The sequence below is a fragment of the Azospirillum oleiclasticum genome (genome assembly GCF_013423485.1).
GTDB classification, from domain to species: domain Bacteria; phylum Pseudomonadota; class Alphaproteobacteria; order Azospirillales; family Azospirillaceae; genus Azospirillum; species Azospirillum oleiclasticum.
The window spans coordinates 121,660-137,577 of the sequence record NZ_JABFFR010000032.1 but is presented as its reverse complement, the minus strand read 5'-3'; the positions used below and the strand labels follow the sequence as shown (position 1 = coordinate 137,577).

The 15,918-nt window shown below is 68.0% G+C and carries 19 protein-coding genes; 10 read left to right on the top strand and 9 right to left on the bottom strand.

The genetic code is table 11. From position 1 onward, the window contains the following. Nucleotides 1-6 precede the first annotated feature (6 nt). The 6 genes from HL658_RS27520 to HL658_RS27495 all read right to left on the bottom strand — a co-directional run bounded on the left by HL658_RS27520 (nucleotide 7) and on the right by HL658_RS27495 (nucleotide 4,756). Nucleotides 7-903: a methyltransferase domain-containing protein gene (locus tag HL658_RS27520; RefSeq protein ID WP_180285570.1), complete on the bottom strand. Its 897-nt coding sequence runs from the start codon at nucleotides 901-903 to the stop codon at nucleotides 7-9. Between the two features lie 148 nt (nucleotides 904-1,051). Then, nucleotides 1,052-1,681, bottom strand: coding sequence for a hypothetical protein (locus HL658_RS27515; RefSeq protein WP_180285569.1), 630 nt, complete (start codon nucleotides 1,679-1,681; stop codon nucleotides 1,052-1,054). 49 nt (nucleotides 1,682-1,730) lie between these two features. Then, entirely contained in the window at nucleotides 1,731-2,336 is a 606-nt protein-coding gene (locus HL658_RS27510) for a hypothetical protein (RefSeq protein ID WP_180285568.1), read from the bottom strand. Between the two features lie 12 nt (nucleotides 2,337-2,348). Beyond that, on the bottom strand, nucleotides 2,349-3,857 hold the full coding sequence (locus tag HL658_RS27505; protein WP_180285567.1) for a DUF4384 domain-containing protein: 1,509 nt from the start codon (nucleotides 3,855-3,857) through the stop codon (nucleotides 2,349-2,351). A 59-nt stretch (nucleotides 3,858-3,916) separates the two neighbouring features. Further along, nucleotides 3,917-4,219 (bottom strand): hypothetical protein, encoded by a 303-nt coding sequence (locus HL658_RS27500; protein WP_180285566.1) that lies wholly within the window; start codon nucleotides 4,217-4,219, stop codon nucleotides 3,917-3,919. A gap of 174 nt (nucleotides 4,220-4,393) precedes the next feature. Further along, a complete protein-coding gene (locus HL658_RS27495) occupies nucleotides 4,394-4,756 on the bottom strand; it encodes a hypothetical protein (RefSeq protein WP_180285565.1) in 363 nt (120 codons plus the stop codon). 710 nt (nucleotides 4,757-5,466) lie between these two features. Between HL658_RS27495 and HL658_RS27490 the strand changes: the two genes are divergently transcribed. Both HL658_RS27490 and HL658_RS27485 read left to right on the top strand, forming a co-directional pair. Beyond that, a complete protein-coding gene (locus tag HL658_RS27490) occupies nucleotides 5,467-6,198 on the top strand; it encodes an OmpA family protein (RefSeq protein ID WP_180285564.1) in 732 nt (243 codons plus the stop codon). Nucleotides 6,199-6,376: 178 nt separating this feature from the next. Continuing rightward, nucleotides 6,377-6,655, top strand: coding sequence for a flagellar biosynthetic protein FliQ (locus tag HL658_RS27485; RefSeq protein ID WP_246337941.1), 279 nt, complete (start codon nucleotides 6,377-6,379; stop codon nucleotides 6,653-6,655). On the opposite strand, the gene HL658_RS27480 is transcribed toward HL658_RS27485, so the two are convergent. After that, a complete protein-coding gene (locus tag HL658_RS27480) occupies nucleotides 6,630-6,842 on the bottom strand; it encodes a hypothetical protein (protein ID WP_180285563.1) in 213 nt (70 codons plus the stop codon). The two genes, HL658_RS27485 and HL658_RS27480, sit on opposite strands and share 26 nt — an antisense overlap. A gap of 162 nt (nucleotides 6,843-7,004) precedes the next feature. Between HL658_RS27480 and HL658_RS27475 the strand changes: the two genes are divergently transcribed. The 3 genes from HL658_RS27475 to HL658_RS27465 all read left to right on the top strand — a co-directional run bounded on the left by HL658_RS27475 (nucleotide 7,005) and on the right by HL658_RS27465 (nucleotide 8,904). After that, nucleotides 7,005-7,745, top strand: a complete 741-nt coding sequence (locus tag HL658_RS27475; RefSeq protein ID WP_180285562.1) for a ComF family protein — start codon at nucleotides 7,005-7,007, stop codon at nucleotides 7,743-7,745. A 77-nt stretch (nucleotides 7,746-7,822) separates the two neighbouring features. Further along, on the top strand, nucleotides 7,823-8,086 hold the full coding sequence (gene grxC / locus HL658_RS27470) for a glutaredoxin 3 (protein ID WP_180285561.1): 264 nt from the start codon (nucleotides 7,823-7,825) through the stop codon (nucleotides 8,084-8,086). Continuing rightward, the gene (locus tag HL658_RS27465; RefSeq protein WP_180285560.1) at nucleotides 8,083-8,904 is read left to right on the top strand and encodes a carbon-nitrogen hydrolase family protein; all 822 of its coding nucleotides are present in this window, start codon (nucleotides 8,083-8,085) and stop codon (nucleotides 8,902-8,904) included. The genes grxC and HL658_RS27465 overlap by 4 nt, the downstream gene beginning before the upstream one ends. Before the next feature lie 3 nt (nucleotides 8,905-8,907). Here the strand turns inward: HL658_RS27465 and HL658_RS27460 are convergent, their stop codons facing one another. Next, nucleotides 8,908-9,504: a class I SAM-dependent methyltransferase gene (locus HL658_RS27460; RefSeq protein ID WP_180285559.1), complete on the bottom strand. Its 597-nt coding sequence runs from the start codon at nucleotides 9,502-9,504 to the stop codon at nucleotides 8,908-8,910. Nucleotides 9,505-9,633: 129 nt separating this feature from the next. On the opposite strand from HL658_RS27460, the gene HL658_RS27455 reads away from it, so the two are divergent. From HL658_RS27455 to HL658_RS27435, 5 genes are all read left to right on the top strand, one after another. Then, nucleotides 9,634-10,056, top strand: a complete 423-nt coding sequence (locus HL658_RS27455; protein WP_180285558.1) for a DUF1178 family protein — start codon at nucleotides 9,634-9,636, stop codon at nucleotides 10,054-10,056. A 218-nt stretch (nucleotides 10,057-10,274) separates the two neighbouring features. Beyond that, nucleotides 10,275-10,577 carry a DUF485 domain-containing protein gene (locus tag HL658_RS27450; RefSeq protein ID WP_180285557.1) on the top strand — a complete coding sequence of 101 codons (303 nt, stop codon included), beginning with the start codon at nucleotides 10,275-10,277 and terminating at the stop codon, nucleotides 10,575-10,577. Continuing rightward, on the top strand, nucleotides 10,577-12,292 hold the full coding sequence (locus HL658_RS27445) for a cation acetate symporter (RefSeq protein WP_180285556.1): 1,716 nt from the start codon (nucleotides 10,577-10,579) through the stop codon (nucleotides 12,290-12,292). The genes HL658_RS27450 and HL658_RS27445 overlap by 1 nt, the downstream gene beginning before the upstream one ends. A 139-nt stretch (nucleotides 12,293-12,431) precedes the next feature. Next, nucleotides 12,432-14,240 (top strand): DUF294 nucleotidyltransferase-like domain-containing protein, encoded by a 1,809-nt coding sequence (locus HL658_RS27440; protein WP_180285555.1) that lies wholly within the window; start codon nucleotides 12,432-12,434, stop codon nucleotides 14,238-14,240. A 23-nt stretch (nucleotides 14,241-14,263) separates the two neighbouring features. Continuing rightward, nucleotides 14,264-14,761, top strand: coding sequence for a 3'-5' exonuclease family protein (locus HL658_RS27435; protein WP_180285554.1), 498 nt, complete (start codon nucleotides 14,264-14,266; stop codon nucleotides 14,759-14,761). On the opposite strand, the gene HL658_RS27430 is transcribed toward HL658_RS27435, so the two are convergent. Next, complete coding sequence (locus HL658_RS27430) at nucleotides 14,739-15,680, bottom strand: sensor histidine kinase (protein WP_180285553.1); 942 nt, start codon at nucleotides 15,678-15,680, stop codon at nucleotides 14,739-14,741. The two genes, HL658_RS27435 and HL658_RS27430, sit on opposite strands and share 23 nt — an antisense overlap. Between the last annotated feature and the right edge of the window lie 238 nt (nucleotides 15,681-15,918).

Here is a 15,918-nt window from a genome sequence, read left to right as displayed (position 1 = left end):
CTCCTCTCAAACCCCGCAGGTGCCGCCGCCCTTCAGCGCGTCGGCCAGCCGGGCCTCGGCGCTGCCGGGCTTGAGCGGCTGCTGCTGGCTCTCGTGCGGGGACCAGCCGGCGAGATACAGCACCTGGAAGCTGGCGGCGATCCGCCCGTCGGGCTCGGCGTGGCGCTCGGCGTAGAGGGCGGCGGCGTGGAACAGCAGGTCGCGGCGCATCGGCACCTTGCGGCGGGCCAGAACGGCGTTGGTCTCCCCCATGCCGCGCAGGTCGCGCATCAACCCCAGCGCGTCGGCGTATGTGACGGTGATGGTCTCGCGGTCGACGACCGGCAGGGCGAAGCCGGCCCGCTGCATCAGCCCGCCGATGTCGCGCACCTCGGCGAAGGGGGACACCCGCGGCGACACGCCGCCGGACACCGCCATCTCCGCCTCGTAGAGGCAGCGGCGCAGCTCGGCCAGCGTCTCCCCGCCCAGCATGGCGGCGCAGAAGAAGCCGTCCGGCTTCAGCGCGCGCCGCACCTGCACCAGCGCCCCCGGCAGGTCGTTGACCCAGTGCAGCGACAGGTTGCTGACCGCGAGGTCGAAGCTGCCGTCGGCGAAGGGCAGGAACTCCTCGTCCGCCGTCACGGCGGGGGTACCGGCGAGCGCCGCGAAGGCCGGCGACAGGTCGCAGGAGACCAGCCGCTCGATGCCCTTGCGCCCGGCCAGCGCGCGGCGGATCGCGCCGTCGTGGCAGCCGAGGTCGAGTGCGGTGGGGAAGCCGCGCTTCACGTCCTCCAGCCGGTCGGCCAGACGTTCGGCGATCTCCTCGAAAAGGAAGGCGTGCGCCGCGAAGCGCGGGGCCGCGCGGTCGCGCCGGCGGCGGACCAGGGCGCGGTCGAAGACGGTCATCGTGTCGGTGTCGGTCATGCCCGCACTATATCCCGGCCGGCGCTCGCGACAACCGTCGGCGTCCAGGGCCGCGCCAGGGCGGGTCGGGATGCCCGGGCTCCGCCGAAGAATGGGATGCCAGTTTACTCTCAGTTCCGTACCGCAATGGATGGTTGGTGCGGCGTACTCAGTCGACGGAATGGTCGAAATCGGAGAACAGGCGGCAAAGGCCCTCCGCGTAGATGTATCGTGGCGGACAGCCATGCTTTCCCGGCGGGGTTATGTGGAGAACGCAGAATCCCGTATGGAATTCGACGCAACAGCGGCCGTTGCGGCGCCCGACGCAGGTGCACCCCAGCTCCAACTCGCCGTTGGCCACCAAGACGTCACCGGAAATCTGCGTGCGCCCGCAGCCGCCGATGATGGCGCTGGCGCCCGGCAGGACGGTGACGCTGTTCGCGGAGCTGTCGCCGCTCATCTCCAGATCGCCCTGGTTCGTCACGCCCTGGCGGATGGACGTCGAGCCGGGCCTGCTGTTGCCGCCGATCCGGGTGCTGGCGGAGCCGCTGGTGGCGGTCGTGTCGACCGGGCCGCCAATGTAGACGCTCGTCGGCGCATTCGGTTGCGGCGTGCCGATCTCGTTGGTGGCTCTGTTTCCGTTCCGTGCCGTCGCCGTCACGCCGCCATCGATGCGCACGGAGGACTGGTAATCACCGGTCGGCTGCGCACCCGCCGACTGCCCGACCACGATGAGCGCCACCGCGAGCACGAGACGCGCCAGCCATTCCCGGGAACCTTTGCACCAGCGCTCCGCCATCGCCCGTCTCCTGCCCGTCGCTGCGTGGTCCGCCTGCCGTTGGCCTTCCTCAGCGCGGAAGGATGATCGTTCGCCCGGTGTCGCGGTACAGCCCGCCGAGCTGGTCGAGGTGGCGCAGCGACTCGACACGGTCCAGCTCCCGCTCGGCGGCGGTGGCGGCTCTTGCACCCGGATGGGTGTAGTCGATGAACAGGACCACACCTTCGAGCCCGCCTTCGGACAGCTCCCGGATCAGCCGCTCTGTGCGGATGGCCGACTCGGTGCGGCGGAGCGCCCGTTCCGCGTCCGACGGACCAAGGGATGTCAGCGGGCCATCCGACGCCGGAACGGCCACTCTTTCCTCGACGACCACATGGATCGGCACCACCGTCGGCACTATGGTGGCGGCGGTCGACGCACCCTTTCCATGCCGGGTACCGGACGGCGGTGCGTCCCTGTCCTGGCAGGCACGGCCGGGGTCATCCGGTTTCGGTGTCTCCCACGGCACCGGCGCGGCGCGGCAGGGAAGCGAGCCGTCCGAGCCCAGGACGATGCGATCCGACGCTCCGCCCGCGGCGGCGGGAAGGACGGGGGTGGCGAGCAGCAGCCCTGCCAGTCCGGCCAAGCACAGTCGCCGCCATGAACCCGTGGTGTGTTGCCCGTGCGCGATGGTCATCGCGACCACTCCCTAGAAGGAGATCTTGCGGACGCTCGTGTTCAGGGAATCGACCGCCTGATGCTTGTATATGGGGTAGCCGAGCCCCCCCTGCCATTCCATGCGCAGAGGGGTCAGATCGGGCTGCTCCAAGGGCGTCGGGCGGTTGCGGCCGGTGTAGTCGGCCGTGGTCGCGATGCACGCCACCCCGTCGGAGGTGGCCCCGTCATACTTCAACTCGAAATGCTCGTCGGACGCGGGGATGCCCAGCGTTTGCCCGGGCAGCACATGGTTGTCCGGCTGGAACCGGTTGGGGAATATCCGTGCCACCTTGGTGGAGCCTTCGTTCGTGTACTGAAAATAGCAGTAGAGTCGTGCTGGGGCCTGCACGGTCACCGCCAAATGGACGTTGTCGCCGTGCTGCAACCGTTCATTGGTGATCCGAAGGGCCAGCCCGAAGGGGTCGCGACCGTCCTCGGCCGTCCTGCCGGGTGGTTTGGGCGGTGTGGTGGCCGGATCCCGCTCCTCCGCCTGTGCCTGGAGTATCGGTGCCGGCAGCAAATTCTCGTTGTAGAGGCTGTGGAACAGCGGGAAATCGATGCGCCCGTCACCCTGGAGACCGCGCCGGATCTTGGCCCCTGTGATGGCGCGTTGCAGCGCCTCGGACATCAGCCCATCCACCGGACCGTGGTAGTCGCCACCGGCTCGCAACGCCGTCTGGACAGCGCGGGTGCGCGCCTCGGGATCGAGCTCGTCGTAGAGCCTGCGCGCCGCCTGCATGGTCGCCGGGTTGGTCGATTCCATCTCCAGGCACCGATGGTACGGGACGTGGGTGTATTTTCCCAGGAGTTCGATCAGGCTGTATTCCAGCAAGGTGCGCACCGCCTGGCTGCGACCCTCCCTCTGGGTCGAACTCAGCGAAATCGAGAGTGCCGCCCCCATGCTCCCGTTGTGGATCAGACCGCGAGACGATTGCGACTCGCCGCTGGAGATGACGGTGATGGTGTTGCTGGTCGTCATGCCGGGGACGATGGTCTCGTCGGCCAGGTTGGCGAGCTGAAGATCGATGGTGATGTTTTCGAGCGACTGGTTCCGCCCCGCGGACAATGAGACCCAGGGGAGCGTCACGGCGCCGGAAGCACCGTCGGTGGCGACGCTGTTGTCGATCTGCGAGATCGACCCGCGGATATAGACATTTGGCCGGCGGGCCGTCGGCTGCAGGCCATAGGTCTGACGCAGCCTGGCGACCCGGCTGGTGGCCCCTTCGATGTGGCGGTATTCGAACCCGTTGCTGCGCGCGGTCATGTCGGAGATGGCGTTGATGATCATGTCATCGGTGCTGACCTTGACCGTCTGGGAGGGGTCCTGGATCAATTCGCTGGTGATCGGTATCATCTTGCGCCCGCCGTCCAGAAGAAGCTGGTCCATGCAGCTTTTGGCCTGGCTCAGGCTGGTGATGGTCCGGACGATCGGTGTCGTCGGCTGCGCCAGGGTTGGTGCCTTTCCCGGATCGGTGACGCATCCCGTAAGCGCGATCACCATCGAACAGGCCGCACACACCCGGATCCCACGCCGCGCCATCATCCCACCACCCTCGATCGTCACTGCGGGCACACCACGATGACGTCGCCGATCACGACGGTGGTGTTCGGCTGCACCTCCTCCATCTCCTCGATCAGCGAGTTCGGCAGTTGGCCGGGGCGGCGATGCGCCGGGGCGCCGATCCGGGTGGTGCCGTCGGTGCTGCACGGATTCACCGTGTCGCGTGGCAGAAGCGAGCCGCCGGAACGGCCGACATGCTGCATCGCGCGGGCCTCGGCCTCGTTCATCCGGGCCGCCGCCCCGGCCGGCATTCCGGTCGGATCCTGGGCATAGGACGGTCCCGCCGCGGTCGTGGCGGTCAAGCACAGCGCCCCCGCCAGAATCATCGACGCTGCGGATGCCGGACAACACAAGAACAGATGACGCATGGGCATTTTCCCATTGTGAACGCGATCGGCGACGGCCGGCGATCCGTCCGGCGAACACGGTGGAGTGGAGCGGCGAGGCGCGACCGGCCGCTCCCCCCTTCCGTTCGGTCAGTTGCCGCAGATCTTCGGCCCGATCGACGCGATGTGGTTCTCCGCGCAGGAGCCGCGGCCCGTCGCCTCGGCGGTCACGTCGCCGTTGACTTCGCTGCGCAACTGGACGTCGCCGGTCACCGATCCGCCGGTCACGGAGCTGATGGAGTTGGAGGCGCGGGAATTCTCACCGCTCGCCCGCGCCGTGACACCACCGCCGACCCGGGCCTGGGCATCGACCCGCCCGTTGACCACCGGCCCGTTCAGGGCCGCGGCGCCGGTGCGGTTCTCAAGATCGACGGCAACCCCGCCCTGTTGGGCCATCGCGATGGCCGGCACGGAAAGGAGGGCGACGAAGGCAACGATCGCTGACAGTCTCATGTCGAGTTCCTCGATGATGGTTAAGGCTCACTGGTTGTGCGTCATGGCCGTAAGTTTTCGATGGTGCTTCATTGCTGTGCGCAGGGGTGGGTGGCGGGTGGACATGCCTGCGAGCCCGTGCTCCTGGCGCCATTCACCTCGACCGATGCATCGCCGGCACCGGCGTGGCAGATGCACCCGACTTGGTTGGCCGAACGCTCCCCCCTGGCGACGGTGCGTCCCGTGCGGACGGTGACCCGGACATTTCCGGAGATCACCGGGGGAGGCGATGTCGTGAAAGCGGCGGAATCGCTGGAGGGGCATGGTGATCCGGTGCACGCGCTGGCTACGGCACCCATCCACGACACCGAGACGGCAAGCACTGCCGCAAGGGCGACCCCCGATGTGGGGCGTTTGGTTGATGGCTTGCGCAGATCGACCTCCCCGAGACGGAAAACTGCAGGACTTTCAGCCCTCTTCAATTGCATCCATCCGTTTCGTTGAGATTCTTTAGTATAAACAACCGAGAAAATTCAACCCTCAATCACATGTTTCTGTAAGGAGAGCCGAATTGTATTTGTGTACAAACGTTAAGCTCGTTCTTGTGACCGTGATCACAAAAATATCGCGTCAAAAGTGTCTCGACGGTATGCTGGGCGCGTGTGATTCCGGCTCCTGACGGACTCGTGAAACCGAGACGGCAGCCCGGTCGCTTGAGCGGAGGCATGGGGATGCACGAAACGATGAGTGGATCAAGCAGGCTGCGGATTTGCCGTCTCGTCGTGACCTGCGCCATCGCGGCTGGCGCCATCGCCGCCGGTCCATCGAGGGCACAGGCACAGTCCGGCGAGGTTTTCGGCGAAACCGTGTATTTCCAGAAGTCTCCGGGTGTGCAGGCGCTGGTGTCGGATTGGACGGGGGAAACGCAGACCATCCGGTGGTTCGGCAAGACCCCGGTGGCGGCGCTTGCGGAAAAGGAGCTCGTTGTTCGGGGCGGTTTGAACATCCTCCCCACCAATCCGTCCCAACCCGAGCCCCGTCCGGCCGTGCCGACGCCTCCCCATCCCGTCCGTCACGACTCCGTTCAGCGGCCCGCGCACGCCGGCTGTGGCAACAAGCCCGCGGCGGGCAAGAAGTACGGCTTCGCGATTGAATTCGAATTCGCAAAAAGCGATATCCGCCCGGACGGAGCGCGCATGCTCGATGATATCGGGCAGGCGCTGGCCGCGGCCCCGAATGTGCGCATGATCATCGCCGGACATACGGACTCGGTGGGCGGACCGGACTACAACTGTGCATTGTCGCGACTGCGTGCCGAAGCGACAAAGGCCTATCTGATCGACCGGTTCGGAATCGGTGGCGATCGTCTGGAGGTGCGTTGGTACGGAATGAGCGATCCGCTCCAGGGGCTTCCGGAATCCGATGGCCGCAACCGGCGTGTGGATTTCCAGAAGGTCAACTGACATTTTCTGGTGCTGACGAACTGCATTCGGCCATTCCTGCGATGGCGCCGGCACTCTCCGGCCGGCTGGGACAATCGAGAATGGTCATTGGATGACTCCCGCTCCGACGGCTCGAGTGTGTCATTCTCAAAGACAGCCTGCATGGAACCGCGGGCGAACCCGCGCGACGGAGGCCGGCATGATGGGAATTGACGAGGCGATCGGCGTCACCCACGAGGCGCTGATGGTGATCATGCATCTGACCATGCCGATCCTGCTGGTCACCACCGCCATCGGCATGGTGCTGACCATCTTCCAGTCGGTCACCCACATCAACGAGACGACGCTTCAGCAGGACCTGAAGATCTTCGTGACGCTGCTGATGCTGTTCATTGGCGCGCCGCTGCTCTACGACGCGCTGCGCGATTACACGCTGGTGGTCTTCGACCGCATCAATGCGATGGCTCCGCCGCCCTAGGAGCAGGGCGGGCCGCGCGGTCGTCGCACAGGGCGATCAGGTCGATGTGGATCCCATGCGCGGTCAGGGTCGCCTGCGCGTAGGTGGTGTACAGACGTTCCAGCACGGACAGTCCGGCCTCCGCACGGGCGGCGGCGGTGCCCTCCAGTTCGTCGATGGCGCGCCGAATGGAGTCGCGCTGCGGCATCGAACGTCTCCTGTCCTGAAATCGGACCCCGTATCGACCATGCCGGTTTCGGGTCCGCACCTTCCATGTGGGGCGGGTTGGCCGCTCCTGCAACGACGATCCGCGGCGGCCGATGCGTGGTGCGGTCTTCACCACAGGCGCCGGAGCGGGCACAGTGCCTGTATGCCGGTTCCGCCCACCCTCCGCCGCGCCGCGCTGACGGTGCTCGATGCTCTGCTGCCGCCGCGCTGCCTGTCCTGCGGGGAGCCGGTGGACCGGCAGGGGGGCCTGTGCGCCCGCTGCTGGAGCGGGCTGGTCTTCGTGGAGGCGCCCCACTGCGCCTGCTGCGGGCTGCCCTTTCCTTATCCGGTGGAGGGCGAGAACCGTTGCGGCGCCTGCCTGCGGGAAGCGCCGCCTTACGGCCGTGCCCGTTCGGTGCTGGTCTACGACGACGCCAGCCGGCCGCTGATCCTGGCCTTCAAGCACGCCGACCGGACACACGCCGCCGCCGCCTTCGGAACGTGGCTGGCGCGGGCGGGGGCCGGGGTGCTGGAGGGGGCGGATCTGCTGGTGCCGGTCCCGCTGCACCGTTGGCGCCTGTTCCGCCGCCGCTACAACCAGGCCGCCCTGTTGGCTCTGGCGGTCGGGCGGGCCGCCGGTTTGCGGGTGGTGCCGGACCTGCTGGTGCGGCGTCGGCAAACGCCGACCCAGGGCGGGCTGGACCGCGACGGGCGCCGGCGCAACGTCGCCGGGGCCTTCGCGCTCGGCCGTGGCCGGGCGGCGGCGGTTGCCGGCCGGCGTGTGGTGCTGGTGGATGATGTGCTGACCACCGGGGCCACCGTGTCGGAATGCGCGCGGGTGCTGCTGCGCGCCGGGGCCGCCGGGGTGGACGTGCTGACGCTCGCCCGCGTGGTGCGCGGGTGAGAGAGGCACGGTGCCGCGTCTGGCGTTCGCCGGTTGGGGCATCATATACTCGTGATCGAAACCGGAGAGGCCCAGCGATGCCCGACGTCGTGATCTACACCACGCCCTTCTGCCCCTACTGCGCCCGTGCCAAGCGCCTGCTCGACGGCAAGGGAGTCTCCTACGAGGAGATCGACCTGTACGTCCAGCCCGGCCGCCGCGACGAGATGGTGCAGCGCGCCGAGGGGCGGACGACGGTCCCGCAGGTCTTCATCGACGGCAAGCCCTATGGCGGCAGCGACGACATCCACGCGCTGGACCGTGCCGGCAAGCTGGACCCGCTGCTCGGCATCGGCGCGTGACCACGCTGCGCGCCGCCTGCGTCCAGGTCAACGCGGGGCCGGAGATCGGCCCCAACCTGGAGGCCGCCGGGACCCTGGTGCGGCGCGCCCGCGACGCCGGGGCCGAGCTGATCACCCTGCCCGAGAACGTATCGCTGATCGTGCAGGGCCGCGAGAATGTTCTGGCCCGCGTGAAGCCGGAAGCGGAGCACCCCGCCATTCCCGTCTTCGCCGGTCTGGCGCGGGAGACCGGGGCCTGGATCCTCGCCGGGTCGCTGGGCATCCTGCTGGAGGAGGGGCGGGTCGCCAACCGCAGCTATCTGTTCGGTGCCGACGGCTCGATCGTCGCCCGCTACGACAAGATCCACATGTTCGACGTCGACCTGAAGGGGGGCGAGCGTTACCGAGAATCCGCCACCTTCCGGCCCGGCGACCGCGCCGTCGTCGCCGACACGCCCTGGGCACGGGTCGGCATGACGGTCTGCTACGACCTGCGCTTCCCGCAGCTCTACCGGGCGCTCGCCAGGGCGGGGGCCGACATCCTGACGGTGCCGGCGGCCTTCACCGTACCGACCGGACGCGCCCACTGGCACGTGCTGCTGCGCGCCCGCGCCATCGAGACCGGCTGCTTCGTGCTGGCCCCGGCGCAGACCGGCACCCACGACCAGGGACGCCTGACCTACGGCCATTCCCTGATCGTCGCCCCCTGGGGCGAGGTGCTGGCCGACGGTGGGGAGGAGGTCGGTGTCGTGACAGCCGACCTCGACCTCGACCTTGTGGCGGAAGCGCGGGGCATGGTGCCGGCGCTGACCCACGACCGGGCGTTCGAGGGGCCGTGATCCTCACGCGGCCGGCAACGGCCGCGGCTCCGGGTCGCCGTCCAGGCCGGCGCCGGGGGCGAGGTCGTTGACGGCGCAGATGCGCTGCATGACCGCGGCCTTCGGGCTCGCCACCTCGCCATGCTCGTAGGCGACGACCTGCAGCCGGCCGCGCACCAGATCCAGCAGCTCGCCGTTGCGCAGCAGGAAGGCGGGTGACGACGGCCGGCCGAATCGGGCGTTGCCGAGCGCGAAGGTCTCGTACAGCAGCACCCCGCCGGGGGCGAGCGCGTCCAGCAATGCGGGCAGCAGCGGCCGGTACAGGTAGTTGGTCACCACGATCCCGGCGAAGCGGCGGTCCGGCGGCAGTGGCCAGGGCGCGCCGTTCTCCAGGTCGGCGCCCAGCAGCGTCACGTCCGGCGCACCCTCCATGTCGGCGACGCCGCGCAGGTCGAGATCGATCCCGGTGACCGGGTGCCCGCGCCGGGCGAACAGCCGCAGATGCCGCCCGGCCCCGCAGGCGACGTCGAGCACCGGCCCGCCGGCCGGAATCAGCGGCGCGAAGCGGTCCACCCAGCGGGACGGCGGGGACAGGGCGTGCGGACGGAGGGTGCTGGTCATGCGCTGTGCTCCGGAAACCACGGAAATCTTCGGTTCGATGCCGGGCCATTGACGGGCAATCCGGCGCCCGGTGCATTATATGGGTCTTTGCCGGCGGTCGACCGGTCGGAATGAGGGACCCCACGGGGTATGATCGTCTTCGAACTCAAGTGCTCGTCGGACCACCGATTCGAGGCGTGGTTCCGCGATGGTGCCGCCTATGACGCCCAGGTGCGGGACGGTGCGCTGGCCTGTCCGCTGTGCGGCGATCACGCCGTGTCCAAGGCGCCGATGGCCCCGCGCATCGCCAAGGCGCGCGAGGCGGCGCCGGACGACCGAGAGAGGCGGGCGCAGGCCGAGGTGCTGAAGCAACTCCGCGAGGTCCGCAAGGCGGTGGAAGACAACTGCGACTATGTCGGCGATCGTTTTGCCGAAGAAGCCCGCCGCATCCATTACGGCGAGACGGACGCGCGCGGTATTTATGGTGAGACCACGTCCCAAGAAGCCGAAGAGTTGCGCGAAGAGGGTGTGACATTTCAACGCATACCATGGCTGCCCAGGACCGGCTCATAACTTTCGCGTACGAAGAAAAGCCTCTGAAAATCCGCGTGTTCAGCCGCTTCGCTTCCGCTTGGGTGCGGTGCGGAACAACAATCTTGCGCCCCGTCAAGCTGGTATCGCGGTTTTGACCTGAATCAATGAGGTTGACCGCCCTACAGCGTACAAAGACATTGCCAAGCCGAGTGTCCAAAGACCGCAAAATTCACTCGGCACTCGCGAGGGGACGCGCTATGCAAGAAAATGCACAGAAAATTTTGAACAACCCCAAATTCCAGGAGCTGGTTGCCCGCCGGTCGTCGTTCGCGTGGACGCTTTCGGTGATCATGCTGGCGATCTACTTCGGGTTTATCCTGCTGGTGGCCTTCGGGAAGGGGTTCCTGGGCACGTCGATCGCCGGTGGCGTGATGACGTGGGGCATTCCGGTTGGCGTTGCCGTGATCGTGTCGGCCTTCGTGCTGACGGGCATCTACGTGAACCGCGCCAACGGCGAGTTCGACGAGCTGAACCGCCAGATCCTGGAGGAGTCGAAGTGATGCGTTCGCTGACCAACCGCATCGGCGCGACCGCTGCCGCCCTCATCGCCGGGTTCGTTCCCGTCGCCGCCTTCGCCGCCGCCGTCGAGGGCGCGGTGCAGAAGCAGGCGACGAACTACGAAGCCATCATCATGTTCTCGATCTTCGTGGCGGGCACGCTCGGGATCACCTACTGGGCGGCCAAGCAGACGAAGTCGGCGAAGGACTTCTACGCTGCCGGCGGCGGCATCACCGGGTTCCAGAACGGCCTCGCCATCGCGGGCGACTACATGTCGGCGGCCTCCTTCCTCGGCATCGCCGGCCTCGTCTACATGAACGGCTACGACGGTCTGATCTTCTCGGTGGGCTGGCTGGTCGGCTGGCCGATCATCCTGTTCCTGATCGCCGAGCGGCTGCGCAACCTCGGCAAATACACCTTTGCGGACGTCGCGTCCTACCGCTTCCAGCAAACCCCGATCCGCACGCTGGCGGCCTGCGGCTCGCTGGCCACCGTGACCTTCTACCTGATCGCCCAGATGGTCGGTGCCGGCAAGCTGATCCAGCTTCTGTTCGGCATGGAGTACCTGTGGGCGGTGGTGATCGTCGGCGTGCTGATGATCGCCTACGTCACCTTCGGCGGCATGCTCGCCACCACCTGGGTGCAGATCATCAAGGCGGTGCTGCTGCTGTCGGGCGCCACCTTCATGGCGGTCATGATCCTGGCCCAGTACGGCTTCAACCCCGAGAAGCTGTTCCAGCACGCGGTCAGCGTCCACGCCAAGAGCGGCGCCATCATGCAGCCGGGCGCCCTGATCTCCGATCCGGTCTCGGCGATCTCGCTGGGCATGGCGCTGATGTTCGGCACCGCCGGCCTGCCGCACATCCTGATGCGCTTCTTCACCGTCGCCGACGCCAAGGAAGCCCGCAAGTCGGTCTTCTACGCGACCGGTTTCATCGGCTACTTCTACATCCTGACCTTCATCATCGGCTTCGGCGCCATCGTGCTGATCCTGGCCCCCGACGCCAGCGGCGCCTTCCCCTTCTTGAAGGCGGCACCGGCTGCGGGCACGCTCGCCAGCCCGGCCAACATCATCGGCGGCTCCAACATGGCGGCCATCCACACCGCCAATGCGGTGGGCGGCAACCTGTTCTACGGCTTCATCTCGGCGGTCGCCTTCGCCACCATCCTGGCGGTGGTCGCGGGCCTGACGCTGGCCGGCGCCTCGGCGGTGTCGCACGACCTCTACGCCTCGGTCATCGCCAAGGGCCGCGTGTCGGAGCGTGACGAGATCCGGGTGTCGAAGATCGCCACCGTGGTCATCGGCATCGTCTCGATCTTCCTCGGCATCGCCTTCGAGAACCAGAACGTCGCCTTCATGGTCGGCCTCGCCTTCGTCATCGCCGCCTCGGCCAACTTCCCCATCCTGCTGATGAGCATGTTCTGGGGCAAGATGACCACCCGCGGCGCCGTCATCGGCGGCTGGCTCGGCCTGATCTCGTCGGTCACCATGCTGGTGCTCGGCCCGACCGTGTGGAAGGCCGTGCTGGGCAACCCGGCGGCGATCTTCCCCTACGACAACCCCGGCCTGTTCTCCATCGTGATCTCCTTCGTCGGCATCTGGTTCTTCTCGATCACCGACAACAGCCAGCAGGCGCAGAGCGAGCGGAAGTTGTTCGAGGCCCAGTACATCCGGTCGCAGACCGGCCTGGGTGCGGAAGGCGCGTCGGCCCACTAAGACAGATTACCGCACCCCGCTTCCGCGGCGTGGCGGGGGTGGTGTAGCCTTCCAGGCGCTCCGGGTTCCGGCCCGGGGCGTCTTTTCTTTTCGTGACCGCCGACAACGACCGCCCCCACAGACCGACGGGGATCCCGCCGTGATCGACCGCTTCTCCTTCGAGCTGCCCCCCTTCGACCGGCTGACGGCGGATGAGCGCCGACGGCTGCAGGCCTCGCTCGATCTGGCGCTCTTCCCGAAGGACCATGTGATCCTCGGCCGCGGTGCCGCGCTCGACGCACTGCACGTGATCGTCAAGGGGCAGGTCCACGAACGCCGCGGCGGCGAGCTGGTGGCGGTCCTGGGACCGGAGGAGTTCTTCGACCTCAAGGCGCTGTTCGGCGGCGGCCAGACCCACAGCTTCGTGGCGGCGGAGGACACCATCTGCCACCTCGTGCCGCTGGACGTGCTGGCCGATCTGGCGCGCGGCAATCCCGGTTTCGGCTCCGTCCTCCACGAGGATTTCGCCGACAAGATCAGGGCCCTCGCCAACGCCACCTCCAACCGCGAGATGTCGGCGCTGATGATGGCGCGCATCCGCCAGGCCTACCTGCACGCCCCCGTCCATGTGGCCGCGACCGACAGCCTGCGCGACGCCGCCGCGGCGATGAAGCGGGAGGACGCGACCAGCGTGCTGGTGCGCGATGGCGACCGCACCGGGCTGCTGACCGGGTCCGATCTGCGCAACCTCGTCATCCTCGATGGCCGGCCGGTCACCGATCCGGTGGGGCCGCTGGCGCGCTACGAGCTGCTGACGCTCGATCGCGACGATCTGCTGCTCAACGCGCTGGTGCTGATGACCAAGCACAACGTGCGCCGCATCGTCATCACCGAGCAGGGGGCGATCGTCGGTGTGCTGGAGCAGATCGACCTGCTGGGCGTCCTCTCCAACCACTCGCAGATCATCGCGCTGCAGGTGGAGCGGGCGACCGGCCCGGACGACCTGCGCAAGGCCAGCCACGACACCATCGGGCTGATCCGCTCGCTGCATGGCACCGGGGTGCGCGTCCCGCTGATCGCCGACCTCGTGACCGAGCTGAACCGCAAGATCTTCCGCAAGCTGTACGAGATGCTGGCGCCGCCGGAGCTGGTCGCCAACTCCTGCCTGCTGGTGATGGGCAGCGAGGGGCGCGGTGAGCAGCTTCTGAAGACCGACCAGGACAACGGTCTGATCCTGCGCGACGGGTTCGAATTCCCCGGTCTCCAGGAGCTGACGGCGTCCTTCACTCAGCATCTGGTCGATTTCGGCTATCCGCTCTGCCATGGCAAGGTGATGGTGTCGAACCCGGAATGGACGCGGCCGCTGTCCGCCTACAAGGATTCCCTGTTCCACTGGATCCACCGGCCGGACGAGCAGGCCCAGCTCAACCTTGCCATCTTCTACGACGCGGCGGCGGTGGCCGGCGACCCCGCGCTGCTCGAGGAGGCCCGCCGCTACCTGATGTCCAAGCTGCTGGACAACCAGGCCTTCTTCACGCAGTTCGCGCGCCCGACCCTGTCCTTCGAGACGCCCGGCGGCGGCGTCTTCGCCTCGCTGTTCGAGCGTCGCCGCAACGATCCCGTCGACATCAAGAAAGCCGGCATCTTCCCGCTGGTGCACGGCATCCGCGCGCTGGCGCTGGAGAAGCACCTGACGGAGTCCAACACCACCGCGCGCATCTGGGCACTGGCCGATCTGGGCGTGCTCGACCGGCCCTTCGCGCAGGAACTGGCGGACGCCTTCGCCTTCCTGTCCACCCTGCGGCTCAAGGCGCATGTCGATGTGGCCGGGCCGGGCACCCAGACCGACAACCTCGTCCGGCCGCAGGAGATGACCAAGCTCGACCGCGACCAGTTCGACGATTGCCTGGGCTTCGTGAAGAAGTTCAAGGAATTCATCGGCTACCACTTCCACCTGAACACGCATTGAGCGCAGCGGGGCAGACGAACGCGATGACCGACCGAGCGACGCAGCCGCCGGCGCCCGACGAAGCCGTCGTGGTGCAGATCGAGGCCAGCTCCTTCGACGCCGCGACGGCGGAGCTGCGGGCCATCGCCGCGCTCCGCATCCGCGGTCCGCGCATCCTGACCAGCTCCATGCTCTCCGTCCGCCTGAACCCCGGCGACGCGGTCGGGCCGGCGCTCGACCGGTTGCTGGCGTTGATCGAGGACCGCAAGGTGGTCGGCTACTATCTCGACTTCACCCTGGCCGTGCTCGACCGCCACCTGCGGCCGGTGCTTGGCACGGAGCTGCCGAACCGGCGGGTCGAGATCTCCAGCCTGTACTACGACCGCAAGTCGCGCCTTCCGTCCAAGAACGCGGTGGACCTGCGGCTCGACAGCATCCTGCGCGATCTGGAGCTTCCCGAACGCGACAGCGAAGGGGCGGAGGCGAACGCGCTCGCCGCCGCCATGGCCTATCTGCGGCTCAAGCCGGCGGATGGGGGCTGATCCGGCCACGTTCGTTGGCCGCGGGGACGGTCAGCGCGAAGTGGGTCCCGCTCTCGCGGTCGAGCCGGACCTTGGCGCCGGCCTGCTGGGCCAGCGCCTGCACCAGCACCAGCCCCAGCCCGCGCCGCCGCCGGTCGCCGGGGAAGGGCTGGTCGGGCGGCAGCCCGACCCCGTTGTCGCGCACCGACAGGGTCATTCCGGTCTCGTCGCGCGCCAGCCGCACCATGACCTCGCCGGCGTGATTGTCGGGAAAGGCGTGGTGCAGGGCGTTGGACACCAGCTCGCTGGCGATCAGGGCGAGCGGGGTGACCTGATCGACATCCAGATCCCAATCCTCCGCCTCCACCGTCAAGCGCACAGGCGACGGGCCGCCGGCGCGGGCGAGCTGGTCGCACAGCGCGCGCAGATACTGCGCGTAGTTGATGCGCGCCGGCTGGTCGGACCGATAGAGCAGGTCGTGCAGAAGGCTCATCGATTGTATGCGCCGCAGGCTCTCGTCGAAGCCGTGGCGCGACCGCTCGTCCAGCCGCGCCGATTGCAGGCGCAGCAGGCTGCAGATGACCTGAAGGTTGTTCTTCACCCGGTGCTGCACCTCCTTCAGCAGCACCTCGCGATCCGCGACGGCGGCCTCCAGCCGGGCGTTGGCGTCCTGGAGCTCGGTGGTGCGCTGGCGGACGCGCTCCTCCAGCAGGTCGTAGCTGTCGCGCAGGGCGTCCTCCGCCTCGCGCTCGCGCCGGCCCCGGTGCAGGGCCACCGCCCCGACGCCCAGCACGGCGGCCAGGGCCAGGATGCCGAGGATCGTATCCTGCATCATCGCCAGGGACACCAGGATCAGCGCCATCAGCGCGGCGAACGCGAGGCTGAAGGCGGACGGCAGGGGGCGAGGGCCGCCGCGGCCGGTCAGAACGGGATCGGGCATGACACACGAGGGGTAAGGGGGAGGGATCGTCCGGGGCGGGCCGCACGGGTCCTGTCATCGCTGGCCGACGGCATCGTCATTCCTCTCCACGACCGCACCCGATGCGGGCCGGTTCCCGTTGGAAAACAGCAACATGGTGCGGTGATGCGCGGTTCCCCGGCTGCGGAGGCCGGGCACCGGGGTTTGCGCCGCCGCCGCCATCCCTCTACTGTCCTCAATGTCGGTCTCGCACGCGCGA

Bases quoted from the DNA above. Each gene is read 5' to 3' on its own strand.
- HL658_RS27520 (WP_180285570.1), bottom strand. From the start codon at position 903: ATGACCGACACCGACACGATGACCGTCTTCGACCGCGCCCTGGTCCGC.
- HL658_RS27515 (WP_180285569.1), bottom strand. From the start codon at position 1,681: ATGGCGGAGCGCTGGTGCAAAGGTTCCCGGGAATGGCTGGCGCGTCTC.
- HL658_RS27510 (WP_180285568.1), bottom strand. From the start codon at position 2,336: ATGACCATCGCGCACGGGCAACACACCACGGGTTCATGGCGGCGACTG.
- HL658_RS27505 (WP_180285567.1), bottom strand. From the start codon at position 3,857: ATGGTGATCGCGCTTACGGGATGCGTCACCGATCCGGGAAAGGCACCA.
- HL658_RS27495 (WP_180285565.1), bottom strand. From the start codon at position 4,756: ATGAGACTGTCAGCGATCGTTGCCTTCGTCGCCCTCCTTTCCGTGCCG.
- HL658_RS27490 (WP_180285564.1), top strand. From the start codon at position 5,467: ATGCACGAAACGATGAGTGGATCAAGCAGGCTGCGGATTTGCCGTCTC.
- HL658_RS27485 (WP_246337941.1), top strand. From the start codon at position 6,377: ATGATGGGAATTGACGAGGCGATCGGCGTCACCCACGAGGCGCTGATG.
- HL658_RS27480 (WP_180285563.1), bottom strand. From the start codon at position 6,842: ATGCCGCAGCGCGACTCCATTCGGCGCGCCATCGACGAACTGGAGGGC.
- HL658_RS27475 (WP_180285562.1), top strand. From the start codon at position 7,005: ATGCCGGTTCCGCCCACCCTCCGCCGCGCCGCGCTGACGGTGCTCGAT.
- grxC (WP_180285561.1), top strand. From the start codon at position 7,823: ATGCCCGACGTCGTGATCTACACCACGCCCTTCTGCCCCTACTGCGCC.
- HL658_RS27460 (WP_180285559.1), bottom strand. From the start codon at position 9,504: ATGACCAGCACCCTCCGTCCGCACGCCCTGTCCCCGCCGTCCCGCTGG.
- HL658_RS27455 (WP_180285558.1), top strand. From the start codon at position 9,634: ATGATCGTCTTCGAACTCAAGTGCTCGTCGGACCACCGATTCGAGGCG.
- HL658_RS27450 (WP_180285557.1), top strand. From the start codon at position 10,275: ATGCAAGAAAATGCACAGAAAATTTTGAACAACCCCAAATTCCAGGAG.
- HL658_RS27445 (WP_180285556.1), top strand. From the start codon at position 10,577: ATGCGTTCGCTGACCAACCGCATCGGCGCGACCGCTGCCGCCCTCATC.
- HL658_RS27435 (WP_180285554.1), top strand. From the start codon at position 14,264: ATGACCGACCGAGCGACGCAGCCGCCGGCGCCCGACGAAGCCGTCGTG.
- HL658_RS27430 (WP_180285553.1), bottom strand. From the start codon at position 15,680: ATGCCCGATCCCGTTCTGACCGGCCGCGGCGGCCCTCGCCCCCTGCCG.